The organism is Streptomyces sp. NBC_00162 (assembly GCF_024611995.1).
Taxonomy (GTDB): domain Bacteria; phylum Actinomycetota; class Actinomycetes; order Streptomycetales; family Streptomycetaceae; genus Streptomyces.
The window spans coordinates 4,759,135-4,784,398 of the sequence record NZ_CP102509.1; the positions used below are offsets into that span (position 1 = coordinate 4,759,135).

Consider the following 25,264-nt stretch of genomic DNA (forward strand, 5'->3'; position numbering starts at 1 on the left):
GCAAATGGCCTATGAATTAACCCTCCAGGGTGATTAAGCATTTTGTACGGCTTGTCACATCTTCTTCATGGCGGACCGCATGGGACGTTGCGGCGCGGAAGTCCTGCGACGGAACTGCGAGGGAGAGGTGGGGCGGATGATCGCCGCCACGAAGAAGATCGCCGGCGGCCTGGTGGCCACGGCGCTGGTCCTGGGAGTGGCCGGGTGCAGCGGATCGGAGCCCGCCAAGTCCCCGGCCCCCGGCCCCGAGAACGCCCGGAAGGGCGCCGCCGCCCCCGAGGCCCCCGGCAGCGTCAACCGGCCCATCGGCGACGGTTCGACCGCGTACACGGGCGCGCAGCCGAAGGTCCAGACGGCGCAGAAGCTGAAGCCCGGTGAGAAGCCCCCGCAGTTCGTGGTGTTCTCGTGGGACGGGGCCGGCGAGGACAGCCAGAAGCTCTTCTCGCACTTCCGCGAGGTCGGCAAGAAGTACAACGCCCGGATGACGTACTTCCTCAGCGGCGTGTACATGCTCCCGGAGGAGAAGCGTTCCCTCTATACCGCCCCGCAGCACGAGTCCGGCCGCTCCGACATCGGCTTCGGCGACCTCCAGGGCATCAAGGACACCGCCACCCAGGTGCGCGGGGCCTGGCTCGAGGGCAACGAGATCGGCACCCACTTCAACGGCCACTTCTGCGGTCCCGACGGCGGCGTCGGCACCTGGTCCGTGGCCGAGTGGAAGAGCGAGATCAGCCAGGCCAAGTCCTTCGTCAAGAACTGGAAGACCAACGCGGGGCTGAAGGACATGCAGGCGCTCCCCTTCGACTACGACAAGGAGCTCGTCGGGGCCCGCACCCCCTGCCTCGAAGGCCAGAAGAACTTCATGCTGGCGGCGAAGGACCTGGGCTTCCGCTACGACTCCAGCGGCATCAGCAAGCAGATCTGGCCCAAGAAGACGGACGGTCTCTGGGACATCCCGCTGCAGCTGGTGCCCGTGCCGGGCCGCGCATTCGAGACCCTGAGCATGGACTACAATTTCATGACAAATCAGTCCGGAACGACCTCGCAGGGCGACCCCTCGCAGCACGCGTACTGGGGCGACCAGATGCGCGACGGCCTGCGCGAGGCCTTCGACCGCGTCTACCAGGGCAACCGGGCGCCGCTGATCATCGGCAACCACTTCGAGTCCTGGAACGGCGGCACCTACATGCGCGCCGTAGAGGAGTCCATCAAGGGCATGTGCACCCAGAAGGAGGTCCGCTGCGTGCCGTTCCGCGAGCTGGCGGACTGGCTGGACGCCCAGGACCCCAAGACCGTGGAGTGGATGCGCACCCTCGACGTCGGCGAGACGCCGAAGGAGGGCTGGGCGAAGTTCCTGACCGCGGGGCCGCCGCCCGCACCGCCGGCGGCCCCCGCCGGGGTCAAGCCGGCTGAGGAGTCGGTCGAAGCCGGGGCGGACGAGGACTGACGAGAGCCTCGGCTCCGTCCCCTCCCGCTACGGCCCCCGCGGCCCCTTCGCGCAGCACGAAGCCGGGGTCGATCTGGTCAGCCAGGTCGACCCCGGTCTTGGCGTTGCCCCAGCTCTCCGCGTTCTTCAGGTGGAACCGCACCATCTGCTCGGTGTACCGCTCCCAGTCGCGGTGCGCGTACGAGTCGTCGGCCGCGTCCTGGAGGGACTGGAGGGCGAGCCGGTTCGTTGCCTCCAGCAGCTCGAAGGCGGCCGGCCGGCCCTTCTCCATGGCCCGCACCCAGTCGGAGTGCCCGACGGTGACCAGCAGGTCCTCGCCGACCTCGTCCTGGAGGAACTCGATGTCCTCCGGGCCCTGCACCTTGTTGCCGACGACCTTGAGCGAGACTCCAAAGTCCCGTGCGTACTCCTTGTACTGGCGGTAGACGGAGACGCCCTTGCGGGTCGGCTCGGCGACCAGGAAGGTCACGTCGAAGCGGGTGAACATGCCGGAGGCGAAGGAGTCGGAGCCCGCGGTCATGTCGACGACGACGTACTCGTCGGGGCCGTCGACGAGGTGGTTCAGGCAGAGCTCGACCGCCCCGACCTTGGAGTGGTAGCAGGCCACGCCCAGATCGGCCTCGGTGAACGGCCCCGTGGCCATGAGCCGTACGGGCTCCTCGTCGAGCAGGAGCGTGCGCGCGCAGGCCTCGTACACCGGGTTGTCCTCGGTGACCCGCAGCAGGCGCGAACCCCGGCCGGGCGGCGTGGTCTTGATCATCGTGTCGGCGGACGCGATGCGCGGGTTGGAACCCCGCAGGTAGTCCTTGATCAGGGGCAGGTGCGCCCCCAGGGCGGGCAGTTCGGCGGCCTCGTCCTCGCCGAGCCCGAGGGCGGTGCCCAGGTGCTGGTTGATGTCGGCGTCCACCGCGACGACAGGGGCTTCATTGGCGGCGAGGTGGCGGATGAAGAGGGAGGACAGCGTCGTCTTGCCGCTGCCGCCCTTTCCCACGAAAGCGATCTTCATGTTCACCAAGCGTAGTGGGTTGACAGCGGTGAGTTGTCAAGGTGAGTGAAGAAGACCACTCCAAGGAGGGGTCGGTGCCACGGGCGCGCAGTGCGTAGGCTCCCTACTTATGAGTAGCACTTCTGACCCGTTGGCCGCCCTGGCCGGGCTGCCGGGTGTCGCCGAGTCCGTGGATTCCGTACGCAAGGCTGTGGACCGGGTCTACGGGCACCGGGTCATGCGCCGCCGCAGCGGCGAGATCACCTCGGAGGCCGCGCTGCGCGGTGCCCGCGGGAGCGCGGCCCTGTCCGGCGCGGACTGGGCGCTGGAAGAGGTGCGGCGCCGGACCGACTTCGGTTCGGAGCCCGAGGCGCTGACGGTGGGCGCCGCGCTGCGGCTCACGGCGGAGGCCGGTCAGCTGCTGAGCATCTGGCGCCAGTCGCCGCTACGGGTTCTGGCGCGGCTCCACCTGGTCGCGTCGGGGTCGACGACGGACGGGGACGTGGTGGGCCGGCCCCGCCTGGCGGGCGAGCCGGTGGACGAACCGCTGGTGGAGCTCCCGCTGCCGAGCGCCGAGGAGGTCGCGGGCCGGCTGGACGGCCTGTCCCGCCTGATCATCGCGGGCGGCTCCGCCCCGGCGCTGATCACGGCGGCGGTGGTGCACGGGGAGCTGCTGGCCCTGCGCCCCTTCGCCACCTACAACGGCCTGGTGGCGCGGGCGGCCGAGCGCATCGTCCTGATCAACAGCGGTCTGGACCCGAAGGCGATCTGCCCGGCGGAGGTCGGTCACGCGGAACAGGGGCGGGACGCGTACCTGGCCGCCTTCGAGGGTTACGTCTCCGGGACCCCGGAGGGGATGGCCGCCTGGATCGCCCACTGCGGCCGCGCCATCGAACTCGGTGTGCGCGAGTCGACGGCGGTCTGCGAGGCGCTGCAGCGCGGCGCGGCCTGAGGTTTCCCGAGGTTCCCTGCGGTTCCGGAGGTTTTTTGCCCGGACATGGGTTGCGGCGACACCGTCTTGCTTTGGTGTCGCCGCTGGCACTTACGCCCAGTTACCAAGCGTCCTCGAAGGTTGCCCATCAGGTCGGGAACTTTGCCCGTCACCTGGTGCGGCTGGCCCGTAATCGACGGGTCGACGTCGCGTGGGTGCTCGGCGTTCATGCTTCGGTCCGTGGGCCTTACTGCGTTTTAAAGATGATCCTCTCGGATGTTCTTTGGTCTCGCGGGCCGTTGCTTTATTTGTACTCCGCTTGAGAGCCAGGCGAAACCCCTGGCTCCACTTTTTTACTTTCCAGGGCGAGCCGGGGCGAACCGGACAGCCTGTATCGCCCCAGGTCAGGACATTCAGGCGGACGTGGCGGCGGCCAGCGCATTCGCCCGGCGCCGGCTCGCGTACCAGACCAGCCCTGCGGTGGCGGCCGCCGCGCCCACGGCGGCTGCGGCGACGAGCGCGGGCCGCGCGGTCAGCGACAGTCCGGGCAGTCGCTGCTTCAGCCGCACGGGACGGTTGAACACGAGCACCGGCCATTCCCGTGCCAGCGCCTCCCGGCGCAGCGCGCGGTCGGGATTGACGGCGTGCGGGTGTCCGACCGCCTCCAGCATCGGGATGTCGGTGGCCGAGTCGCTGTAGGCGTAGCAGCGGTCGAGGTCGTATCCCTCGGACTCCGCGAGCTCGCGGACGGCTTCCGCCTTCGTGGGTCCGTAGGCGTAGTACTCGATCTCGCCGGTGAAGCAGCCGTCCTCGCCCACGACCATGCGCGTGGCGACGACGCGGTCGGCGCCGAGCATCTCCCCGATCGGCTCGACCACTTCCGCGCCGGAGGTCGACACGATCACCACGTCGCGTCCCGCGGTGTGATGGGCCTCGATGAGGGACGCGGCCTCGTCGTAGATGATCGGGTCGATGAGGTCGTGCAGGGCTTCCGCGACGATCTCCCGGACCTGCTGCACGTTCCACCCCTTGCAGAGGGCGGAAAGGTACTCGCGCATCCGTTCCATCTGATCGTGGTCGGCGCCGCCGGCCAGGAAGATGAACTGCGTGTACGCGGTGCGCAGCACGGCTCGCCGGTTGATCAGGCCGCCCTGGTAGAAGGACTTGCTGAACGTCAGGGTGCTCGACTTCGCAATGACCGTCTTGTCCAGGTCGAAGAAGGCTGCGGTACGAGGCGAGGAGTGCGGCAAGGGCTGATTTTCCACGCTCCGAGCATATGCGCCCACCATTCGGCGTAAGGTGTGGCGCGTGGGTTTGCCTGAGAAGGCTCTCGGGTACACCATGGAAGTCACGGATCGTTCGCGACCGTGCTAACCCGGTCTGGCTCCTCCCCCCCCGAGTCGGACCGTGGGGACGACCCCCGCTCTCCCCCCCGGCGGGGGTCGTCGCATGTCCGGACGCGGTTCGCGTCCCTGCCTTCGGCCCCAAGTGACCATCCCTGCGGCCCTCCTTGTCTCACGGCGCCTCCACGGCGAAGGCCCTCACCTGTCCAGACTCGTGACGGAGCGTAGCGGTTCCGGCGCGCTCCGGAACTCACCTGCGAGGGTGATCGGGTTATTCACAATCGACTCGGTGTCCACAGTTTTCGAGCAAGATCCACTTCCTTTTGCTGATCGCTGCACGGTGATTCCAGCCGCGAAGTCCGCGGTGCTGGATTTTGCAGGGAGAAGGGGGCGGAGATCGTGGCTCGATCGAAGTCGTGTGAAACACCGGAGTCCGTGGCGACCGGGGCGGGGACCACGTCCGCGGCGCCGGTCGGGGGCGGTGGCGGACGTCCACTGATCATCACCGAGGATCCCCTGCTGCTCGACGACCTGCTGCGGCTGTGCGCCGCCGCGGGCGCCGAGCCGCACGTGCACCACGAGGTGCCGGAGCCGAGCGATGTGGGCGGCCCCGGCGGGAGCGTCGGCTGGGAGTCCGCGCCGCTGGTGCTGGTCGGGGACGACGCGGCCCGGCGGGTGCGCGGGGCGCCGCGCAGGGACGGCGTGTTCCTCGTCGGCCGGGACCTGGACGACCCCGGTGTGTGGCAGCGGGCGGTGGAGATCGGCGCCGAGGAGGTGCTGAGGCTCCCCGACGCCGAGAGCCGCCTGGTCGACCGCATCGCCGACGTGGTGGAGGGAGCCGGGCGGCCCGCACTCGCCGTCGGAGTGATCGGCGGCAGCGGCGGGGCCGGGGCCTCCACCCTCGCCTGCGCACTCGCCCTACGGGCCGCGCGCACCGGCGAGCGGACCATCCTCATCGACGGGGACCCGCTGGGCGGCGGCATGGACGTCCTGCTCGGGGGCGAGGCCGCCGAGGGCCTGCGCTGGCCCGACTTCGCGGGCTCGCGAGGACGGGTCGGCGCGGGAGCCCTGGAGGAGTCCCTGCCCGAACTGCATGCCCTGCGCGTGCTCAGCTGGGACCGCGGGGACCGGGTGGTGGTGCCGCCCGCCGCGATGCGGTCGGTGGTGGCCGCAGCGCGCCGCCGGGGCGGGGTCGTGGTGGTCGACCTCCCGCGGAGGGTGGACGAAACCGTGGCAGAGGTGCTGGCCCAGCTCGACCTGGTGCTGATGGTGGTGCCGGGCGAACTGCGGGCGGTGGCCGCCGCGGGCCGGGTCGCGGCCGGAGTACGGATGGTGGCCCGGGACGTCCGCGTCGTCGTACGGGGGCGCTGCCCGGGCGGCCTCGAACCGGAGGCCGTGGCCGCGCTCCTGGGAGCGCCGCTGGCCGGGGAGGTGCCGCTCGAGGTGGGGCTCCCGGGCCGGGTGGCCGAGGGGGAACCACCGGGGGCGCAGGGGCGGGGAGCGCTGGCCCGCTTCTGCGACGGCTTCTGGCAGCGCGCGCTCGGCTCCGCCCAGGGGGTGCCGGCATGAGCGCCGTGCTGCTGGACGCGGTGCGCCGGCGGCTCGCCGAGACCGGGGCGGAGCCGACCCCGGCGCGGGTGGCGGCGGCCCTGCGGGCGCAGGGCCGACTGCTGGGTGACGCGGAAGTGCTCGGTGTCGCCGCCGAGTTATGGTCCGAGCTGGTCGGCGCGGGCCCGCTGGAGCCACTGCTCGCCGATCCGGAGGTCACCGACGTGCTGGTGGCGGCCCCCGACCGGGTGTGGGTGGACCGGGGCGGCGGGCTGGAGCTGACCGGGGTGACCTTCGAGGGCCCCGAGGCCGTGCGCAGGCTCGCCCAGCGGCTGGCCGCCGTGGCGGGACGCCGGCTGGACGACGCCCGGCCCTGGGTGGACGCCCGGATGCCGGACGGCACCCGGCTGCACGCGGTGCTCCCACCGGTGTCGGTCGGGTCTGCCTGCCTTTCGCTGCGCGTGGTGCGGCCGCGGGCCTTCACGCTGGAGAAGCTCGTCGCGGCGGGCACACTGCCGCCCGGCGGACACCGGCTGCTCCGGGAAATGGTCGAGGCCCGGCTGTCCTTCCTCGTCTCGGGCGGGACCGGAACGGGCAAGACCACCCTGCTCAGTGCCCTGTTGGGCCTGGTCGGCCCAGGTGAGCGGATCGTGCTGGCCGAGGATTCGGCCGAGCTGCGCCCCGACCATCCGCACGTGGTGCGGCTGGAGACCCGGCCCGCCAACCAGGAGGGCGCGGGCCTGGTCACGCTGGCCGATCTGGTGCGGCAGGCGCTGCGGATGCGCCCCGACCGGCTGGTGGTCGGCGAGGTCCGTGGACCCGAGGTCGCGGATCTCCTGGCGGCTTTGAACACGGGACACGAGGGAGGCTGCGGCACGGTCCATGCCAATGCCGCCGCCCACGTGCCGGCCCGACTCGAGGCTCTGGGGACGGCCGCCGGGCTCGACCGGGCCGCCCTGCACAGCCAGTTGGCGGCAGCGCTGACCCTGGTGGTCCACCTCGTAAGGGACCGGGAAGGGCGGCGCCGGGTGGCCGAGGTGCACGTGCTGGAGCGGGATGCCGCCGGGCTGGTGGTCACCGTACCGGCGCTGCGCTGGGCCGCGCGGGGCTTCGTACGGGAGCGGGGCTGGGAGCGGCTGCGTCCGTTGCTGCGAGGTGTCCGGTGAGCCCCGGGGCGGCGCTGCCCGTGCCGGTGTTCGCCGGGGTGCTGTGTGCCGGGGCGGCCGCCTGGGGGCTGACCGGCGGAGACCGGGTGTCGCGGCGGGCCCGGGTGGTGCTGGCCGGGGGTGGTCCGGTGGTGCCTCGCGGGCCGGCCCCCCTGGAGCGGCTGCTGGTCGCCGTACGGGTCCGGTCGGCGCGGTGGCGGGAGTGGGCCGGCCTCGGGGCCGGGCTGCTGGTCGCGGTGCTCGGCGGGTCGGTGATCCCCGTGCTGGCCGGGGCCGTCGCGGTGCCGCTGGTGCGCCGGTGGCTGCGGACACGGGCGCGGGAGCGGGACCGGGCGGCGAGGGCCGCCGAGGTCGTGGCGCTGTGCGGTGCGGTGGTGGGGGAGCTGCGGGCGGGAGCCCAGCCCGGGCAGGCCCTGACGGCCGCGATACGGCGGACGGAGCCCGGCTCCGGTGGTCCCGGGGCGGCGGAGGCAGGGGTGCTGGCCGCCGCGGCGTTCGGCGGGGACGTGCCGGGGGCGATGCGCCAGGCGGCCCGCGAGCCCGGCGCGGAAGGACTGGCGGGGATGGCTGCCTGCTGGCGGGTCTCGGTGGACGGCGGTGCGGGCCTGGCCGCCGGGCTGGACCGGCTGGAAGGCGCTCTGCGGGCCGAGCGGGACCGGCAGGAGTCGCTGCGGGCCCAGCTGGCGGGGGCGCGGTCCACGGCGGTGGTGCTCGCCCTGCTGCCCCTTGTTGGCCTGCTGATCGGCACCGGGCTGGGTGCGGATCCGCTGCGCGTGCTGCTGCACACCCCGATCGGGTGGGGCTGCCTGGTCGCGGGCGCACTGCTGGAGGCGCTGGGGCTGCTGTGGTGCCGGCGGATCGTACGGATGGGGGAGCGGTGATGGGCGGCTTCGCGGTCCACAGGCTGGGGATCGTGCTGTGTCTGGCGGTGGCGGCGCTGACTGCGGTGTCCGCGCTTGCGGCGCGGCTGCGCGAGCGGCGGGCCCGGCGCAGGATCGGGCTCCTGCTCGGGGTGCGGCCGGGCCCGCGGGAGCCGGTGTGGCGTGCCCGGTTGCGCGGCGCGGCGGCCGGGTGGGCCGCACCGGCCGCGGCGCTGCTGGCGGGCTGGGTGCTCGTCGGCGGTGTGGCCGGTGTGGCCGTCGGTGGTCTGGCGGCGCTCGGAGCGCGGCGCTGGCAGACCAGGGCGCGCCCGTCGGCGGGGGTGGATCCACGGGAGGTGGAGCGCCAGCTGCCGTTCGCCGCCGATCTGTTGGCCGCGTGTCTGGCGGCCGGGGCCGGTCCGGTGGAGGCCGCCGAGGTCGTGGGGGAGTCGCTGGGCGGCCCGGTGGGCGAGCGGCTGGCGCGGGCCGGGGCGGAGCTGCGGCTCGGCGGTGAACCGGGAGCCGGGTGGGGGAGGTTAGCGGAGATACCGGGCGCCCGTGCCCTCGCGGAATGCCTGGAGCGGGCAGCCCGGACGGGGGCTCCCGCATCGGAACCGGTCTCCCGGCTCGCGTCGGCCCTCCGGGAGGACCGGGGCCGGCAGGCGGGCGCCAGGGCGCAGCGGGCGGCGGTGCTCATCACGGCCCCGGTGGGGCTGTGTTTCCTCCCCGCATTTCTGGCGATCGGGGTCGCACCGGTGGTGATCGGAATGGCCTCCGGCCTTCTCTCGAACACCTGACGTCACATTAACCACTTGCATCAACAACGGAAATCAACAGGAGGTTGCCATGAGGATCATCTGGTTTCGTGTGCGGACGGCACTGCGCGGTCGCGGAGGCGATGCGGGGATGTCCACTTCGGAATACGCCATGGGCACGATCGCGGCCTGTGCGTTCGCCGCTGTTCTGTACAAGGTGGTGACGAGTGAAGTGGTCTCCACGGCCCTTCAGTCGACCATCGGGAAGGCACTCGATGTGCCGTTCTGAGGGCGACTCCGGAGCAGGGCGGAAAAGGAGAGACCGGGGATATGTGACGGCGGAGGCGGCCCTGGTGATCCCGGCTCTGGTCCTCTTCGCCGCGCTGCTGGTGTGGGCGCTGATGGCGGCGGCCGCGCAGATCCGGTGTGTGGACGCGGCCCGGGCCGGCGCCCGGGCGGCGGCCCGGTCGGAGCCCGTGGAGGTGGCGGTGGCGGCGGCCCGGGCGGCCGCGCCGTCGGGGGCTCGAGTGGAGCTGGAGCGGGAGGGAGATCTCTGGCGGGTGCGGGTGGCGGCCCCGGCTCCGGGCCCGCGCGGACTGCCGGTACGGCTCGGGGCGCAGGCGGTGGCCCTGGCGGAGGACAGCGTGGGGCCGCCGCCGTGAGCCGGGACCGGGGTTCGGCGACCGTGTGGGCGGTGCTGGTGGCGACGGTGCTGGGGGCGGTGTTCGGCGGTGTGCTGCTGCTCGGTCAGGCGGTGGTGGCCCGGCATCGGGCGGCGGTCGCCGCGGACCTGGCGGCCCTCGCGGCGGCGGCGTACTGGGCCCACGGGCCGGAGACGGCCTGTGCCGCGGCGCTGCGGGTGGCCCGGGCGCAGGACGCGACCCTGGCCGCCTGCAGCCTCCGGGGCGAGGTCGCGGAGGTCACGGCCCGCCCGGCGGCCGGGACCTTCACCCCGGCGATCCGGGCCCGTGCGGGTCCGCCTCGGGAGGGGATTGCGCCAGGAGACGGGTGAGGAGGCGGATGGCGCCGCGCTTGTGGAGCGGGTCGTTGCCGTTGCCGCACTTGGGCGACTGGATGCAGGAAGGGCAGCCGGCCTCGCATTCGCAGGCCGCGATGGCGTCGCGGGTCGCCGTCAGCCAGGCGCGGGCGGTGTGGAAGGCCCGCTCCGCGAATCCGGCGCCGCCGGGGTGGCCGTCGTAGACGAAGACCGTGGGGAGGAGGGTGTCGGGATGCAGCGGCACGGAGACGCCGCCGATGTCCCAGCGGTCGCAGGTGGCGAACAGCGGGAGCAGGCCGATGGAGGCGTGCTCGGCGGCGTGCAGGGCGCCGCCGAGGATCTCCGGGTTGATCCGGGCCTCGTCGAGCTGGTCCTCGGTGACGGTCCACCACACGGCCCGGGTGCGCAGGGTGCGGGGCGGCAGGTCCAGCTTGGTCTCGCCCAGCACCTCGCCGGTGATCAGCTTGCGGCGCAGATAGGAGACGACCTGGTTGGTGACCTCGACCGAGCCGTAGCAGAGCCGGGCCGGGCCCCACGGGACCTCGGTCTCGGTCTCCAGGACGGAGATGGAGGTGGTGTCGCGGGCGGTGGTGGAGAAGGGCGGGTTCGCCTCTTCCACGAGGGCCACCGAATCCTCGAGGTCCAGGTGCTTCACGAGATACGTGCGGCCCTGGTGGAGGTGGACGGCCCCGTCGTGGACGGCGGTGTGGGCGGCCGACTCGTCGACCGTGCCCAGCAGCCGCCCGGTCGAGGCCTCGACGATCTGCACCGGGCGGCCGCCGCCGCCCCGGATGTCGGTCAGGTCCGAGGCCCGCTCCCGGCGGGTCCAGTGCCAGGCCGTGGCCCGCCGGCGGAGCAGTTTCGCCGCTTCGAGCTGGGGGAGGAGGTCCTTGGTCGCCGGGCCGAAGAGCTCCAGGTCCGTATCGGTCAGCGGGAGCTCCGCCGCGGCCGCGCACAGGTGGGGGGCGAGGACGTACGGGTTGTCGGGGTCCAGCACGGTGGCTTCCACGGGCTGCCGGAACAGCGCCTCGGGGTGGTGGACGAGGTAGGTGTCCAGCGGGTCGTCGCGGGCGATCAGCACGGCCAGGGCGCCCTGGCCCGAGCGCCCGGCCCGGCCCGCCTGCTGCCACAGGGAGGCCCTGGTGCCCGGGTACCCGGTGATCAGGACGGCGTCCAGGCCCGAGACGTCCACGCCCAGCTCCAGGGCGGTCGTGGCGGCCAGGCCCAGCAGCTCGCCGGAGTGCAGGGCCCGCTCCAGAGCCCGGCGCTCCTCGGGCAGATAGCCGCCCCGGTAGGCGGCGACCCGCCGGGCCAGTGAGCGGTCCACCTCGGAGAGTCGTTCCTGGGTGATCACGGAGATCAGCTCGGCGCCGCGCCGGGAGCGCACGAAGGCGACCGTACGGACCCCCTGGAGGACCAGGTCGGTCAGCAGGTCCGCGGTCTCGGCCGTGGCCGTACGGCGTACGGGCGCGCCCTTCTCGCCCCGCAGCTCGGTGAGGAGCGGCGGCTCCCAGAGGGCGAAGACCACCTCGCCGCGCGGCGAGGCGTCGTCGGTGATCTCGATCACGCGGGTTCCGGTCAGCCGGGAGGCTGCCGCCGCCGGGTCGCTGGCCGTGGCCGAGGCCAGCAGGAACACCGGATCGGAGCCGTAGCGGGCGCACAGCCGCCGCAGCCGGCGCAGCACCTGGGCCACGTGCGAGCCGAAGACCCCGCGGTAGGTGTGGCACTCGTCGATCACGACGTAGCGCAGGGCCTTCAGGAAGGAGGACCAGCGCGGGTGGGCCGGGAGGATGCCGCGGTGCAGCATGTCGGGGTTGGTGAGGACGTAATTGGCGTACTGACGCACCCATTCGCGTTCTTCTACCGGCGTGTCGCCGTCGTACACGGCGGGGCGGACGGCGTTGCCGAGCGGGGCGGCCAGTTCCCGTACGGCGCGCCGCTGATCGGCCGCCAGGGCCTTGGTGGGGGCCAGGTACAGGGCGGTGGCACCCCTGCCGTTCGGGGCCTCGGCGCCGTCCGCGAGGGCGGAGAGCACGGGCGCCAGATAGGCCAGCGACTTGCCCGAGGCGGTGCCGGTGGCGACGACCACGGACTCGCCGTCCAGGGCGTGCTCGGCCGCCGCGGCCTGGTGTTCCCACGGATGGCCGATCCCGGCTGCCTGAATTGCGGCTACGACATCCGTTCGGATGCGGTCGGGCCAGACTGCATGACGGCCCTCCCGAGGGGGCAAGTGCTCCGTATGGGTGATGCGCGCAGCCCGGGAAGACCCCCGTGACAGCCGGTCGAGGACCGTGCCGGGGGTGGGTCGAGGGTCCGCGGGTGCCGTGGGCCGACCGGGACGGTGAGTATTGGCCATTGGAACCGAGTGTGTCACTGGCGTGCGGGACAATGGTCCCAAGGCGTCGTGCGCGCCTGCCGGTAAGTGATTGAATGCCATCGCGGCAGCCAATCCCTCGCCTACCTTCGGGTGGGGAGGCCCCTGGGGGGCGCCGCTCGATAGCAAGGTGCTGGAGGATCCGTGGACCTGTCCCTGTCGACTCGCACTGTCGGCGACCGTACGGTCGTAGAGGTCGGTGGCGAGATTGATGTGTATACCGCGCCCAAGCTGCGCGAGCAGTTGGTCGAGTTGGTGAACGACGGCAGCTACCACCTGGTTGTCGACATGGAGCGAGTGGACTTCCTCGACTCCACCGGACTTGGTGTGCTCGTGGGAGGCCTCAAGCGCGTCCGCGCGCACGAGGGTTCGCTGCGTCTGGTGTGCAACCAGGAGCGCATCCTGAAGATCTTCCGCATCACTGGTCTGACCAAGGTGTTCCCGATCCACACCTCCGTGGAAGACGCCGTCAACGCCACCGACTGACGGCTCCCGAAGACTGGGAGCCGAAGAGGAGAGCGGGGGTACCGGGCCGCTGATGGCCCGGGCCCCTGTCCAGGCACGCCCGTAGTCCGAGGGGGACGCGCATGGCCACAGTTGAACTGCGCTTCAGCGCCCAGCCCGAACACGTCCGGACGGCCCGCTTGGTCGCGGCCGCCGTGGCGCGCCGGGCCGGAGTGGAGGAAGCCGTCCTCGACGAGGTCCGCCTCGCCGTGGGCGAGGCCTGCTCGCGTGCCGTCGGACTGCACCGCAGCAACGGGCTGACCGCGCCCGTCCGGGTCGTCCTGACCGAGGAGGAGAAGGTGTTCTCCATCGAGGTCGGCGACGAGGTTCCCGGACCGGGCGGCGGCCCGGCCGATGCCGTGTCCGGCATCGCGGCCGTCCTGGACCCCGACATCGAGGGCGAGGACGAGATGGGCCTCGCCGTGATCAGCGGGCTCGTCGACGACGTCGAGGTGACCAGTGGGGAATCGGGCGGGACCATCCGGATGAGCTGGCCCGTCGCGGGGGGCTCCGACCTGCCGTAGATCCACAGCGCGCGGATTCCTTCGTATCTTCCGATCTTTATCAAGGCCCTGCTGAGCAGGGCCTTTTCCATTTCTCTAGATCAATGACCGGGCGTCAATGCCTTTGCCCCATTACTTCTTTCGGGGGTAATGGAGTGACGCGATCTATTGCTGAGGAGCGAGAGCACGCCAATTCCGTTTCCTGCGCACTGTTTTGATCAGGGTGCGCTCCCTACAATCCGTCCACATCTTGAGCTCATCACGTCAAGGAGGACGAATGACGGGGCTCTTCACCCCTATCGCGCCGGATCGCACCTCTGATCTGGCAGCCGCAGTACTCACCGATGAGAATCGGCTCATCGTGATCGTCATCGCGGCCGTGGCACTGGCCGCGCTCGTCGTCGCGCAGATCCTGGTCCGCCAGGTGCTCGCCGCCGACGAGGGAACCGACAGCATGAAGAAGATCGCCGCGGCGGTTCAGGAGGGCGCCAACGCCTACCTGGGCCGTCAGCTGCGCACCCTCGGCGTCTTCGCCGTCGTGGTGTTCTTCCTGCTCTTCCTGCTCCCCGCCGACACCTGGTCACAGCGGGCGGGACGTTCCGCCTTCTTCCTCGTGGGCGCCCTCTTCTCGGCGGCCACCGGCTACATCGGCATGCGGCTCGCGGTCCGCGCCAACGTCCGCGTGGCCGCCGCCGCACGCGAGGCCACCCCCGCCGAGGGCGAGCCCGCCAAGGACCTGACCGAGGTCTCCCACAAGGCGATGAGAATCGCCTTCCGTACGGGTGGCGTGGTCGGCATGTTCACCGTCGGCCTCGGCCTGCTCGGCGCCTCCTGCGTCGTGCTGGTCTACGCGGCCGACGCGCCCAAGGTCCTGGAGGGCTTCGGGCTCGGCGCCGCGCTGATCGCGATGTTCATGCGTGTCGGCGGCGGCATCTTCACCAAGGCCGCCGACGTCGGCGCCGACCTGGTCGGCAAGGTCGAGCAGGGCATTCCGGAGGACGACCCGCGCAATGCCGCGACCATCGCCGACAACGTGGGCGACAACGTCGGCGACTGCGCCGGAATGGCCGCCGACCTCTTCGAGTCGTACGCCGTCACCCTGGTGGCCGCGCTGATCCTCGGCAAGGCCGCCTTCGGCGACCTGGGCCTGGCCTTCCCGCTGATCGTCCCCGCGATCGGCGTGATCACGGCCATGATCGGCATCTTCGCGGTCTCCCCGCGCCGCAGCGACCGCAGCGGCATGACCGCCATCAACCGCGGCTTCTTCATCTCCGCCGTGATCTCCCTGGTGCTGGTCGCGATCGCCGTCTACGCCTACCTGCCGGCCACCTACAAGGAGCTGGAGGGCGTCGAGAGCGCCGCGATCCTGAACCACTCCGGCGACCCGCGCGTGCTGGCCGTCGTATCCGTGGCGATCGGCATCGTCCTCGCGGCCCTGATCCAGCAGCTGACCGGCTACTTCACCGAGACCAACCGCCGTCCCGTCCGGGACATCGGCAAGTCCTCGCTCACGGGAGCGGCCACCGTCATCCTCGCCGGCATCTCGGTCGGCCTGGAATCCGCGGTCTACACGGCGCTGCTGATCGGCCTCGGCGTCTACGGGGCGTTCCTGCTCGGCGGCACGTCGATCCTGCTCGCGCTCTTCGCGGTGGCCCTGGCCGGCACCGGCCTGCTCACCACCGTCGGCGTCATCGTCGCCATGGACACCTTCGGGCCCGTCTCCGACAACGCCCAGGGCATCGCCGAGATGTCCGGCGACGTCGAGGGCGCCGGGGCGCAGGTGCTGACCGACCTGGACGCGGTGGGCAACACCACCAAGGCCATCACCAAGGGCATCGCCATCGCCACGGCCGTGCTCGCCGCGGCCGCGCTGTTCGGCTCGTACAACGACGCGATCGCCACCGCGGTCAGGGAAGTCGGAGCCAAGGCCGGGGAGATGAACCTCAGCCTGGACATCGCGCAGCCCAACAACCTCGTGGGGCTGATCCTGGGCGCGGCGGTCGTGTTCCTGTTCTCGGGCCTGGCCATCAACGCGGTCGCCCGCTCCGCGGGCGCCGTGGTCTACGAGGTGCGCCGCCAGTTCCGCGAGCACCCCGGGATCATGGACTACTCCGAGAAGCCCGAGTACGGGCGCGTCGTGGACATCTGCACCAAGGACGCGCTGCGCGAGCTCGCCACGCCCGGCCTGCTCGCCGTCCTCACCCCGATCGCCGTGGGCTTTTCCCTCGGCGTCGGCGCCCTCGGCTCCTTCCTCGCGGGCGCCATCGGCACGGGCACGCTCATGGCGGTCTTCCTCGCCAACTCCGGCGGCGCGTGGGACAACGCGAAGAAGCTCGTCGAGGACGGCCACCACGGCGGCAAGGGCAGCGAGGCCCACGCGGCGGTCGTCATCGGCGACACGGTCGGCGACCCGTTCAAGGACACCGCCGGTCCGGCCATCAACCCGCTGCTCAAGGTCATGAACCTGGTGGCGCTGCTGATCGCCCCGGCCGTAGTGCAGTTCAGCTACGGCGCGGACGCCAGTCCGACCGTACGGGCGGTCGTCGCGGTCCTCGCGATCGGCGTCATCGTCGGCGCGGTGTACGTCTCCAAGCGCCGCGGCATCGCCGTCGGCGACGAGACCGAGGGCGGAGCCGCCGAGCGGGTGGGCCAGCCGGCCGACCCCGCGACGGTCTCCTGACCCGAGGCACGACAGCGGCAGGGGCAGGGCCGGGCAGGGCCGGCCGTACGCCCGAAGGGCGGACAGGCGGCGCGGACTGACGCGCCGTCTGTCCGCCTTTGTGCGTCCCCGGATGGCGGCCGTGTATCTTCCGGGCCGAGAGCCTTCGAAGGGACCAATCCGGTGAACAAGAAGTTTGCGGCCGCATTGTCGGGCGGTGCGGCACTGATGCTCGTGCTGTCCGGCTGCGGTGGGGACGACGGCGACAAGAAGGCCGACGCCTGGGCCAAGAAGGTCTGTGACCAGTGGCAGCCCGAACTCAACAAGGTCGAGTCGGCCAACGCCGAGATCAAGCGCGTGGCGACGGAGAGCAGCAAGCCCGAGGAGGTCCAGAAGACCGACTCGGCGGCGTTCGCGACCATGTCCGAGTCGTACAAGACCATGGGGGCCGCGCTGCAGCAGGCGGGAGTTCCGCCGGTCAAGAACGGCCAGGCCACCCTGGACGCGGCCGCCAAGGGCTTCGAGGAGACCTCCAAGGGCTACGCCGACCTGAAGGCCAAGATGGACGCCCTCGACGTCAAGGACCAGACGAAGTTCGCCGAGGGCCTCAAGGAGCTCGCGGGCGGCCTTCAGGAGGCCACGAAGGGCGGCAAGGACGCACTCGCCCAGCTCAACGCGGGCGGCCTGGACAAGGCGATGAACACCCAGAAGGGCTGCCAGGTCGCGGCGCCCTCGCCGTCGCCCAAGTAACCCGGTGAGCCGGTGAGCTGACGACGGCGGTGAGCTGACGGCGGCCGGGGCGGCCGTGTCCCGGAAGGGGGCCCGGCCGCCCCGTCGCACGTCCGGCCAGGGCACGTCGCGCCGATGCCCGCGCCGACGCCAGCGCGGGCGCACGCATTGTCCGCCCCAGCGGCCACAATGGTGGGGTGAGTACCACCAGCCTTCCCTCGCCCGACCACACCGCCGAGCTGCGCACCGCACTGCTGGCCGCCGGCTTCACCGCCGACGGGCTGCTCGACCTGCTCGGCGCCCCCGCCTACGCCGCGCTCGCCCGCAGCGAGACGGTCCCCGCCCTGCGCGCCACCCGCGTCGGCGGCGACGGCCCGCTCGCCACGCTGGTCCGGCTGTTCCTGCTCCAGCAGCCCGTCCCGTACGTGCACGCCGCGGGCGCGCTGCCCGTCGAGGCGGCCCTCGCCGACGGCTGGCTGCGGCGGGAGGGCGACGAGGTGCACGCCACCGTCGACGTGCGCCCGTACGGCGGTCCGGACGGCGAGGACTGGTTCATCGTCTCCGACCTCGGCTGCGCCGTCGGCGGGGCCGGCGGGATCGGCAGCCGGGAGGAGGGGGTGGTCCTCGGGGTCGGCGGCGCGTCCACCACCCTGGCCGGGATCACCGTCCGCATCCCGGTGGGTTCCGCCCTCGACCTCGGCACCGGATCGGGCATCCAGGCGCTGCACGCGGCGCAGCACGCCACCCGGGTCACGGCCACCGACGTCAACCCCCGGGCACTGGAATTCACCCGGCTGACGCTGGCGCTGTCCGGCGCCCCGGAGGCCGAACTGGTCACCGGGTCGCTCTTCGAGCCGGTCGGGGACGCGACGTACGACCTGATCGTGTCCAACCCGCCGTTCGTGATCTCGCCCGGCGCCCGCCTCACGTACCGGGACGGCGGCATGGGCGGCGACGACCTGTGCCGGACCCTGGTCCAGGAGGCCGGCGCGCACCTCAACCCCGGCGGGTACGCGCAGTTCCTGGGCAACTGGCAGCACGTGGAGGGCGAGGACTGGCACGACCGGGTCCGCTCCTGGGTGCCGCGCGGCTGCGACGCGTGGATCGTGCAGCGTGACGTGCAGGACGTGACGCAGTACGCCGAGCTGTGGCTGCGCGACGCGGGCGACCACCGCACCGACCCCGCCGAGTACGCGCGGCGGTACGAGGACTGGCTGGACGAGTTCGAGGCCCGCAAGACGAAGTCCGTCGGCTTCGGGTGGATCACCTTGCGCCGGACGGACGAGGCCGAGCCCTCGATCGTGGTGGAGGAGTGGCCGCACTCGGTGGAGCAGCCGCTCGGCGAGACCGTCCTGGCCCACTTCGCCCGGCAGGACTACCTGCGCGAACACGATGACGCGGCTCTGCTGGAGGGCTACTTCCTGCTGGCCGGAGAGGTGGTGCAGGAGCAGGTCGGCGCGCCCGGCGCGGAGGACCCGGAGCACGTCGTGCTGCGGCAGAACCGCGGAATGCGGCGCGCGACCAAGGTCGACACGGTCGGAGCGGGCTTCGCCGGAGTGTGTGACGGCTCACTGAGTGCGGGCCGGATCCTGGACGCGATCGCGCACCTGGTGCAGGAGGATCCGATCGTCCTGCGGGACCGGACCCCGGAGGCGATCCGGATGCTGGTCGAGCAGGGCTTCCTGGAGCCCGTCACGGGCCCCGGGCAGTAGCCGAACCCGGGATGTAACCCTGGGTTCGCCTGCCGTACCCAAACGGCTGGGAGGCTCTCGCGGAGCGGGATCCGGGGGGATCCCGGGAGCGGCCCAGGGGTAGGGAGAGCGGCATGGAAAGCGGCCCGGCGATCTTCGCGGGTGCGGTGTTCCTGCTGTTCGGGGCCGCTCTGCTGGCCTGGACGGGGGCGCGCGCCCTGCGCGGCGCGCCGGTGGCCGAGGGCGTGCGCCCCGTCGTGGCCGTGCCGCTGGCACTGCTCGCCGGCGGGGTGTCGCTGGCCCTCGGGGCGTGGTGTCTCACCAGGCTCTGACACGGGCCCCGGCCGGTCTGATCCGGCCGCGAAAGCCGACGTGAGAGCGGGTGCGGGGGCGGGGCCAGACGGCCCCCCGGACACTCGGCCCGGTGACCGGAAGGGGCCCGGCGCGGCATCCGGGCGGCAGAAATGGCACTTGTCGGGTTACCGTTCGAGTGGCCGTTGCGGGCTTGTGCCGTTTGACACGGGGGCGGGTTGTACCGTCACACTCCGCAGCGTCGCCGTACTGCGACCGAGTGCCGACCGGAGAGAAGAGCCAAGTTGTCCCCGACTAGCGAGACCGCAAAGGGCGGCCGCCGACTCGTCATTGTCGAGTCCCCTGCCAAGGCGAAGACGATCAAGGGCTACCTCGGCCCGGGATACGTCGTCGAGGCGAGCGTCGGGCACATTCGCGACCTCCCGAACGGCGCGGCCGAGGTTCCCGACAAGTACACCGGCGAGGTCCGCCGTCTCGGCGTGGACGTCGAGCACGACTTCGCGCCGATCTACGTCGTCAACGCGGACAAGAAGGCGCAGGTCCGCAAGCTGAAGGACCTGCTGGCCGAGTCCGATGAGCTCTTCCTCGCCACCGATGAGGACCGCGAGGGCGAAGCCATCGCGTGGCACCTGCAGGAAGTCCTCAAGCCCAAGGTCCCCGTCCACCGGATGGTCTTCCACGAGATCACCAAGGACGCGATCCGCGACGCCGTCGCCAACCCGCGCGAGCTGAACCAGCGCATGGTCGACGCCCAGGAGACCCGCCGCATCCTCGACCGCCTCTACGGCTACGAGGTCTCGCCGGTCCTGTGGAAGAAGGTCATGCCGCGGCTGTCGGCCGGGCGCGTCCAGTCGGTGGCCACCCGCATGGTCGTCGAGCGGGAGCGCGAGCGCATCGCCTTCCGCTCCGCCGAGTACTGGGACCTGACCGGCACCTTCGGCACCGGCCGCACCGGTGACGCCTCCGACCCCTCGACGCTGGTCGCCCGCCTGAACACGGTGGACGGCAAGCGCGTCGCGCAGGGCCGCGACTTCGGCTCGAACGGGCAGCTCAAGAGCGAGGTGCTGCACCTCGACGAGGCGAACGCCCGGTCGCTCGCCGCCGCGCTGGCGGACACCTCGTTCGCCGTCCGCTCGGTCGAGTCCAAGCCGTACCGCCGCTCCCCGTACGCCCCGTTCCGTACGACGACGCTCCAGCAGGAGGCCTCGCGCAAGCTGGGCTTCGGTGCGAAGGCGACCATGCAGGTGGCCCAGAAGCTGTACGAGAACGGCTTCATCACCTATATGCGTACGGACTCCACGACGCTCTCCGACACCGCGGTGTCGGCGGCGAGGGCACAGGTCACGCAGCTCTACGGGGCCGACTACCTGCCGGAGAAGCCGCGCGTCTACGCGGGCAAGGTCAAGAACGCCCAGGAGGCGCACGAGGCGATCCGGCCTTCGGGTGATCGTTTCCGCACTCCGGCCGAGACTGGTCTGACGGGTGACCAGTTCCGCCTGTACGAGCTGATCTGGAAGCGGACCGTCGCCTCCCAGATGAAGGACGCGGTCGGCAACAGCGTCACCGTGAAGATCGGCGGCCGGGCGAGCGACGGTCGGGACGCCGAGTTCACTGCCTCCGGCAAGACGATCACCTTCCACGGCTTCATGAAGGCCTACGTGGAGGGCGCGGACGACCCGAACGCCGAGCTCGACGACCGCGAGAAGCGCCTGCCGCAGGTCGCGGAGGGCGACGCGCTCGCCGCCGAGGAGATTACGGCGGACGGCCACTCGACCAAGCCGCCGGCCCGCTACACCGAGGCCTCGCTGGTCAAGGAGCTGGAAGAGCGCGAGATCGGCCGCCCGTCGACGTACGCGTCGATCATCGGCACGATCCTCGACCGCGGCTACGTCTTCAAGAAGGGCACGGCGCTCGTGCCGTCCTTCCTGTCGTTCGCCGTGGTGAACCTGCTGGAGACGCACTTCGGCCGACTGGTCGACTACGACTTCACCGCGAAGATGGAGGACGACCTCGACCGCATCGCGCGGGGCGAGGCCCAGTCCGTGCCGTGGCTGAAGCGGTTCTACTTCGGCTCGGAGGACGCGACCGAGGTCGTGCCCGCCGACGGTGACCACCTGGGCGGTCTGAAGGAGCTGGTCACGGACCTGGGCGCGATCGACGCCCGGGAGATCTCCTCCTTCCCGGTCGGCGAGGGCATCGTGCTGCGGGTCGGCCGCTACGGGCCGTACGTGGAGCGGGGCGAGAAGGACGCGGAGGGCCACCAGCGGGCCGACGTACCGGACGACATGGCCCCGGACGAGCTGACGGTCGAGTACGCGGAGGAGCTGTTCGCCAAGCCGAGCGGCGAGTTCGAGCTCGGCAAGGACCCGGTCAGCGGGAACGAAATCGTCGCCAAGGACGGTCGCTACGGGCCGTACGTGACGGAGATCCTTCCCGAGGGCACGCCGAAGACGGGCAAGAACGCGGTCAAGCCGCGGACGGCCTCGCTCTTCAAGTCGATGTCCCTGGACACGGTCACGCTCGACGACGCGCTCAAGCTGATGTCGCTGCCGCGGGTGGTCGGCGCGGACGCGGAGGGCGTGGAGATCACGGCCCAGAACGGCCGCTACGGCCCGTACCTGAAGAAGGGCACGGACTCGCGGTCGCTGGAGACCGAGGACCAGCTGTTCTCGATCACGCTGGACGAGGCGCTGGCCATCTACGCGCAGCCCAAGCAGCGGGGCCGGGCCGCGGCCAAGCCGCCGCTGAAGGAGCTGGGCACGGACCCGGTCAGCGAGAAGCCGGTGGTGGTCAAGGACGGCCGCTTCGGGCCGTACGTGACGGACGGCGAGACGAACGCGACGCTGCGGCGGGACGACGACGTCGAGACGATCACGCCGGAGCGGGGCTACGAGCTGCTCGCGGAGAAGCGGGCGAAGGCCCCGGCCAAGAAGACGGCGAAGAAGGCCCCCGCCAAGAAGGCCCCGGCGAAGAAGGCGACGGCGACGAAGGCCGCTGCCGCGAAGAAGACGACGGCGGCCAAGAAGACGACGACCGCGGCGAAGAAGACCACGGCCAAGAAGACGGTCGCGAAGAAGGCTGCGGCCGCCCCGGCGGCGGACGAGTAGCCTCCGCACCCGGCCCCCCGAACCCCTCCCCGGGGTCCGGGGGCGGGGCGGAGACCCGGAGAGGTGGGGCCGGGGTCACACCGGACCTTGTCCACAGGCCTCCGCAACGGCCAAGCGCAGCGGATAGGCTGGGCGGATGACGCGAGCCGAGCAGCCAACGGTCGTGACCGCCCCGGCGAACCCCACCTACGACGAAGCCCTAGCCGCGGATTCCCGCGAGCGTGCGGTGCGCGCACTGCTGCGCACCCCCAGGCTGCGGCGGCTGTGGAGCGCCCAGCTGGTGAGCGGCATCGGTGATGCCCTCGCCCTGCTGGTGCTGGTGCTGCTGGCCCTTCAGGCAGCCGTCTCCGAAGGAGCCTTCGGCGGCGGCTACCGGGGCGCGGCCCTCGCCGTGGCCGTCGTCTTCGGGGTCCGGATCCTCGCCACCCTGTCCTTCGGCGCGGTCCTGCTGGGCCCGCTCTCCGGTCTGCTCGCGCCAGGCGGCAAGCTGGACCGCCGCTGGACGATGATCGGCGCCGACGGGGTCCGGCTCGGGCTCTTCGTCGTCGCCCCGCTGTGGCTCGACTGGATCCCGGCCCACGCCCTCACCGCGCTGCTGGCCACCGTCTTCGTCGCCGGCGCCGCCGAGCGGCTGTGGACCCTGGCCAAGGAGAGCGCCGCTCCCGCCCTGCTGCCCGTGCCGCCGCCGGAGGGGGCGACCGTACGGCCCCTGCCGGACCACCTGGACGCGCTGCGGCGGCTGACCCTGCGTACTTCCTTCGCGGCGCTCCCGATCGCCGCGGCCGCGCTGCTCGCCGCCACCCTGGTCGGCAAGGCCCTCGGGCTCGGCGTCGACTGGTTCGCCGCGAACCAGGCCGCGCTCGGCTCGTACGTGGCCTCCGGCCTCTTCGCGGCGTCCGTGTCGCTGCTGCTGCCACTGGTCCTGCCGGGGGCGAAGACCCCGCGGCCCCGTTCGCCGCTGGAGGGCCTGCGTGCCCCCAAGACCGGCGACCGGCCCGACAAGGGCCGTACCGGAGTCATCCCGCTGCTGGTCCTGGCCTGCGCGGCGGTCGCCGGAGCGGTGTCCTGCGCCGTGGCCGTGGCCGTACTGCACGCCCTCGACCTCGGCGGCGGCCCGGCGGCCTTCGCGCTGCTCGTCCTCGCGCTGGTCGGCGGCACCGCCGCCGGCATCCGGGCCACCCAGGCCGGCAAGGTGCTGCCCGCCCTGTCCCGGCGCCGCCTGCTGGCCCTCGCCATAGCGGTGGCCGGGCTCGCGCTGCTGCTGACCGGACTGGTCCCCGACACGGCGACCGTGCTGTTCCTGTCGCTGCTCGCCGGCACCGCCGCGGGCGTCGCCGCCAACACCGGCCACACCCTGCTGGACCAGGAGACCGAAGAATTCCGCCGGGCCCGGGTCACCGAGCACCTGCACGCGGTCGTACGGGTGGCCGTGGCGCTCGGGGCCGTCGTCGCCCCGGTGCTGGCCGCGCTGATCGGGCCGCACCGGCTGGGCGGGGGCGAGGTCGTCTTCGCACACGGCGGCGCCGCCTTCACCCTGATGCTGGTCGGCGCGCTGCTGCTGCCGGTCGCGGCCGTGGTCCTGGCCAAGGCCGACGACCGCGGCGGCGTCCCCCTGCGGCGCGACCTGCGCGAGGCGCTGCGCGGCGGGGAGCCGGTGCAGGCGCCGTCCGGCACCGGGTTCTTCATCGCCCTGGAGGGCGGCGACGGAGCCGGCAAGTCCACCCAGGTCGAGGCGCTGGCCGACTGGATACGGGGCAAGGGCCACGAGGTCGTCGTGACCCGAGAGCCGGGGGCCACCCCGGTCGGCAAGCGGCTCCGCTCGATCCTGCTCGACATCTCCTCGGCCGGGCTGTCGAACCGCGCCGAGGCACTGCTGTACGCCGCCGACCGCGCGGAGCACGTGGACACGGTGGTCCGCCCGGCCCTGGAGCGCGGCGCGGTGGTCATCTCGGACCGCTACATCGACTCCTCCGTGGCCTACCAGGGCGCGGGCCGCGACCTCTCCCCGACCGAGATCGCCCGGATCTCGCGCTGGGCCACCGGCGGGCTCGTCCCGAACCTGACCGTGCTGCTCGACGTATCGCCGGAGGCGGCGCGCGAGCGGTTCACGGAGGCTCCGGACCGGCTGGAATCGGAGCCGGCGGAGTTCCACCAGCGGGTGCGGTCCGGATTCCTGACCCTGGCCGCGTCCGACCCCGGCCGCTACCTGGTGGTCGACGCGGGCCAGGACCCGGACTCGGTGACCACCGTCGTACGGCACCGGCTGGACCGGATGCTCCCGCTCTCCGAGGCCGAGGTGGCCGCCCAGGCGGAGGCCCGGCGCCTCGCCGAGGAGGAGACCCGGCGCAAGGCGGAGGCGGAGGCCGCGCGCAAGGCGGAGGAAGCCCGGCTGAAGGCCGAGGAGGAGGCCCGCCTCGCGCGTGAGGCCGAGGCGGCCCGGATCAAGGCCGAGGCGGAGGCCGCCCGCAAGGCGGAGGAGGAGCGGATCCGCGCCGAGGAGGAGGCCCGGGCCCGGGCCGAGGCCGAGCGGCTGCGCGCGGAGGCCGAGGAGAAGGCGCGGGCGGCCGAGCAAGAACGGCTGCGCCGGCAGACCGAGGAGGAGGCCCGGCTGCGGGCCGAGGCCGAGGAGCGGCGGCTGGAGAAGCAGCGGCGGGCCGAGGAGGCCCTGCTGAAGGCCGAGGAAGCGCGTCGGCTGGCGGCGGCAGCGGCTGCCGAGGCGGCGGCCCAGGCGTCGGCTGCCGCGGCGGCTTCGGCGGCACCGGCTGCTGCGGCTCCGGCTACTCCTGCTCCTGCTTCTGCCGAACCGGCTCCGGCTGCTCCGGCTGCTCCTGCTCCGGAGGCGGATGGTCCGCATCCGGACGACGCCGTCACGCTCGAGACCCCGGCGCTCAGGCGGGTCGTCCAGCCCGACGACATCACGCAGACCGTCCCCGTCCCGAAGGTCGACACGACGAAGCCGCCGGTGCGGCCGACCGACGAGACGGCCGTACTGCCCCCCGTACGCCCGCAGGCCTCGCGGCCCACGGCGCGGCGCACCGAGGAGAACCCGGCCGACCGGGTGCCGCCCGGCATCTTCCGGGACTCCGGCAGCGCCGGCGCCCCCGGCGAGGACCGGACGCGGGAGCTCCCGCTCCTCGGCGACGACGGCCGCCCCCGTAGGCCGCGTTCGGACTGGGCCGAGGAGACCCCGCTGGACGATCTGCCGACGCTGGCGGACGAACTGCTGGGCCGCCACCGGGACGACGAGTACGGCGACGACGGTGAGCGGGGCCCGCGCCGAGGGCGCTGACCTGGGCGGGACCGGATTGTCAGTGCCGCGCGCCACAATGGGTGCACGCAGAGTGAAGTGAAAG

Annotated in this window: 20 protein-coding genes; 17 read left to right on the plus strand and 3 right to left on the minus strand. The window is 72.4% G+C overall.

The features are described 5' to 3' along the window. Positions 1–136 precede the first annotated feature (136 nt). Positions 137–1,447, plus strand: a complete 1,311-nt coding sequence (locus JIW86_RS22230; protein WP_215143442.1) for a hypothetical protein — start codon at positions 137–139, stop codon at positions 1,445–1,447. Here JIW86_RS22230 and JIW86_RS22235 read toward each other — a convergent pair. Next, positions 1,401–2,453, minus strand: a complete 1,053-nt coding sequence (locus JIW86_RS22235) for an ATP-binding protein (protein ID WP_257555611.1) — start codon at positions 2,451–2,453, stop codon at positions 1,401–1,403. The two genes, JIW86_RS22230 and JIW86_RS22235, sit on opposite strands and share 47 nt — an antisense overlap. Before the next feature lie 109 nt (positions 2,454–2,562). On the opposite strand from JIW86_RS22235, the gene JIW86_RS22240 reads away from it, so the two are divergent. Next, a complete protein-coding gene (locus JIW86_RS22240) occupies positions 2,563–3,384 on the plus strand; it encodes an oxidoreductase (RefSeq protein WP_215143444.1) in 822 nt (273 codons plus the stop codon). Between the two features lie 392 nt (positions 3,385–3,776). Here JIW86_RS22240 and JIW86_RS22245 read toward each other — a convergent pair whose 3' ends face one another. Then, positions 3,777–4,652, minus strand: a complete 876-nt coding sequence (locus JIW86_RS22245) for an HAD family hydrolase (RefSeq protein WP_215143446.1) — start codon at positions 4,650–4,652, stop codon at positions 3,777–3,779. 489 nt (positions 4,653–5,141) lie between these two features. On the opposite strand from JIW86_RS22245, the gene ssd reads away from it, so the two are divergent. From ssd to JIW86_RS22280, 7 genes are read left to right on the plus strand one after another with little or no spacing between them, the layout of a single operon-like run. Then, positions 5,142–6,275 carry a septum site-determining protein Ssd gene (ssd, locus tag JIW86_RS22250; protein WP_257559393.1) on the plus strand — a complete coding sequence of 378 codons (1,134 nt, stop codon included), beginning with the start codon at positions 5,142–5,144 and terminating at the stop codon, positions 6,273–6,275. Then, positions 6,272–7,420, plus strand: a complete 1,149-nt coding sequence (locus JIW86_RS22255) for a TadA family conjugal transfer-associated ATPase (RefSeq protein ID WP_257555613.1) — start codon at positions 6,272–6,274, stop codon at positions 7,418–7,420. Before ssd ends, JIW86_RS22255 begins: the two co-directional genes overlap by 4 nt. Then, the gene (locus JIW86_RS22260) at positions 7,417–8,301 is read left to right on the plus strand and encodes a type II secretion system F family protein (protein WP_257555614.1); all 885 of its coding nucleotides are present in this window, start codon (positions 7,417–7,419) and stop codon (positions 8,299–8,301) included. The genes JIW86_RS22255 and JIW86_RS22260 overlap by 4 nt, the downstream gene beginning before the upstream one ends. Next, complete coding sequence (locus JIW86_RS22265) at positions 8,301–9,077, plus strand: type II secretion system F family protein (RefSeq protein WP_257555615.1); 777 nt, start codon at positions 8,301–8,303, stop codon at positions 9,075–9,077. The genes JIW86_RS22260 and JIW86_RS22265 overlap by 1 nt, the downstream gene beginning before the upstream one ends. A gap of 49 nt (positions 9,078–9,126) precedes the next feature. Next, positions 9,127–9,324, plus strand: coding sequence for a DUF4244 domain-containing protein (locus JIW86_RS22270; RefSeq protein WP_257555616.1), 198 nt, complete (start codon positions 9,127–9,129; stop codon positions 9,322–9,324). After that, positions 9,311–9,697: a TadE family type IV pilus minor pilin gene (locus JIW86_RS22275; RefSeq protein ID WP_257555617.1), complete on the plus strand. Its 387-nt coding sequence runs from the start codon at positions 9,311–9,313 to the stop codon at positions 9,695–9,697. The genes JIW86_RS22270 and JIW86_RS22275 overlap by 14 nt, the downstream gene beginning before the upstream one ends. Beyond that, the gene (locus JIW86_RS22280) at positions 9,694–10,047 is read left to right on the plus strand and encodes an Rv3654c family TadE-like protein (protein ID WP_257555618.1); all 354 of its coding nucleotides are present in this window, start codon (positions 9,694–9,696) and stop codon (positions 10,045–10,047) included. The genes JIW86_RS22275 and JIW86_RS22280 overlap by 4 nt, the downstream gene beginning before the upstream one ends. Here the strand turns inward: JIW86_RS22280 and JIW86_RS22285 are convergent. Beyond that, a complete protein-coding gene (locus JIW86_RS22285; protein WP_257555619.1) occupies positions 9,983–12,469 on the minus strand; it encodes a DEAD/DEAH box helicase in 2,487 nt (828 codons plus the stop codon). The two genes, JIW86_RS22280 and JIW86_RS22285, sit on opposite strands and share 65 nt — an antisense overlap. An 81-nt stretch (positions 12,470–12,550) precedes the next feature. Between JIW86_RS22285 and bldG the strand changes: the two genes are divergently transcribed. From bldG to tmk, 8 genes are all read left to right on the plus strand, one after another. Beyond that, complete coding sequence (bldG, locus tag JIW86_RS22290; protein ID WP_069920854.1) at positions 12,551–12,892, plus strand: anti-sigma factor antagonist BldG; 342 nt, start codon at positions 12,551–12,553, stop codon at positions 12,890–12,892. Positions 12,893–12,993: 101 nt separating this feature from the next. Then, positions 12,994–13,434, plus strand: coding sequence for an ATP-binding protein (locus JIW86_RS22295; RefSeq protein ID WP_215149391.1), 441 nt, complete (start codon positions 12,994–12,996; stop codon positions 13,432–13,434). Between the two features lie 256 nt (positions 13,435–13,690). Then, entirely contained in the window at positions 13,691–16,093 is a 2,403-nt protein-coding gene (locus tag JIW86_RS22300) for a sodium-translocating pyrophosphatase (RefSeq protein ID WP_257555620.1), read from the plus strand. 162 nt (positions 16,094–16,255) lie between these two features. Next, on the plus strand, positions 16,256–16,822 hold the full coding sequence (locus JIW86_RS22305) for a small secreted protein (RefSeq protein WP_257555621.1): 567 nt from the start codon (positions 16,256–16,258) through the stop codon (positions 16,820–16,822). A 176-nt stretch (positions 16,823–16,998) separates the two neighbouring features. Then, on the plus strand, positions 16,999–18,513 hold the full coding sequence (locus tag JIW86_RS22310; protein ID WP_257555622.1) for a methyltransferase: 1,515 nt from the start codon (positions 16,999–17,001) through the stop codon (positions 18,511–18,513). A 113-nt stretch (positions 18,514–18,626) separates the two neighbouring features. Then, complete coding sequence (locus tag JIW86_RS22315) at positions 18,627–18,824, plus strand: hypothetical protein (protein WP_215149387.1); 198 nt, start codon at positions 18,627–18,629, stop codon at positions 18,822–18,824. 264 nt (positions 18,825–19,088) lie between these two features. After that, positions 19,089–21,911, plus strand: a complete 2,823-nt coding sequence (topA, locus tag JIW86_RS22320; protein WP_257555623.1) for a type I DNA topoisomerase — start codon at positions 19,089–19,091, stop codon at positions 21,909–21,911. Between the two features lie 136 nt (positions 21,912–22,047). Continuing rightward, complete coding sequence (gene tmk, locus JIW86_RS22325; RefSeq protein ID WP_257555624.1) at positions 22,048–25,200, plus strand: dTMP kinase; 3,153 nt, start codon at positions 22,048–22,050, stop codon at positions 25,198–25,200. Positions 25,201–25,264 lie beyond the last annotated feature (64 nt).

What these genes read in the sequence shown, in the direction of transcription:
- JIW86_RS22230 (WP_215143442.1), top strand. Translation starts at nt 137, where the DNA reads ATGATCGCCGCCACGAAGAAGATCGCCGGCGGCCTGGTGGCCACGGCG.
- JIW86_RS22235 (WP_257555611.1), bottom strand. Translation starts at nt 2,453, where the DNA reads ATGAAGATCGCTTTCGTGGGAAAGGGCGGCAGCGGCAAGACGACGCTG.
- JIW86_RS22240 (WP_215143444.1), top strand. Translation starts at nt 2,563, where the DNA reads ATGAGTAGCACTTCTGACCCGTTGGCCGCCCTGGCCGGGCTGCCGGGT.
- JIW86_RS22245 (WP_215143446.1), bottom strand. Translation starts at nt 4,652, where the DNA reads ATGGTGGGCGCATATGCTCGGAGCGTGGAAAATCAGCCCTTGCCGCAC.
- JIW86_RS22255 (WP_257555613.1), top strand. Translation starts at nt 6,272, where the DNA reads ATGAGCGCCGTGCTGCTGGACGCGGTGCGCCGGCGGCTCGCCGAGACC.
- JIW86_RS22265 (WP_257555615.1), top strand. Translation starts at nt 8,301, where the DNA reads ATGGGCGGCTTCGCGGTCCACAGGCTGGGGATCGTGCTGTGTCTGGCG.
- JIW86_RS22270 (WP_257555616.1), top strand. Translation starts at nt 9,127, where the DNA reads ATGAGGATCATCTGGTTTCGTGTGCGGACGGCACTGCGCGGTCGCGGA.
- JIW86_RS22275 (WP_257555617.1), top strand. Translation starts at nt 9,311, where the DNA reads ATGTGCCGTTCTGAGGGCGACTCCGGAGCAGGGCGGAAAAGGAGAGAC.
- JIW86_RS22285 (WP_257555619.1), bottom strand. Translation starts at nt 12,469, where the DNA reads ATGGCATTCAATCACTTACCGGCAGGCGCGCACGACGCCTTGGGACCA.
- JIW86_RS22295 (WP_215149391.1), top strand. Translation starts at nt 12,994, where the DNA reads ATGGCCACAGTTGAACTGCGCTTCAGCGCCCAGCCCGAACACGTCCGG.
- JIW86_RS22300 (WP_257555620.1), top strand. Translation starts at nt 13,691, where the DNA reads ATGACGGGGCTCTTCACCCCTATCGCGCCGGATCGCACCTCTGATCTG.
- JIW86_RS22315 (WP_215149387.1), top strand. Translation starts at nt 18,627, where the DNA reads ATGGAAAGCGGCCCGGCGATCTTCGCGGGTGCGGTGTTCCTGCTGTTC.
- tmk (WP_257555624.1), top strand. Translation starts at nt 22,048, where the DNA reads ATGACGCGAGCCGAGCAGCCAACGGTCGTGACCGCCCCGGCGAACCCC.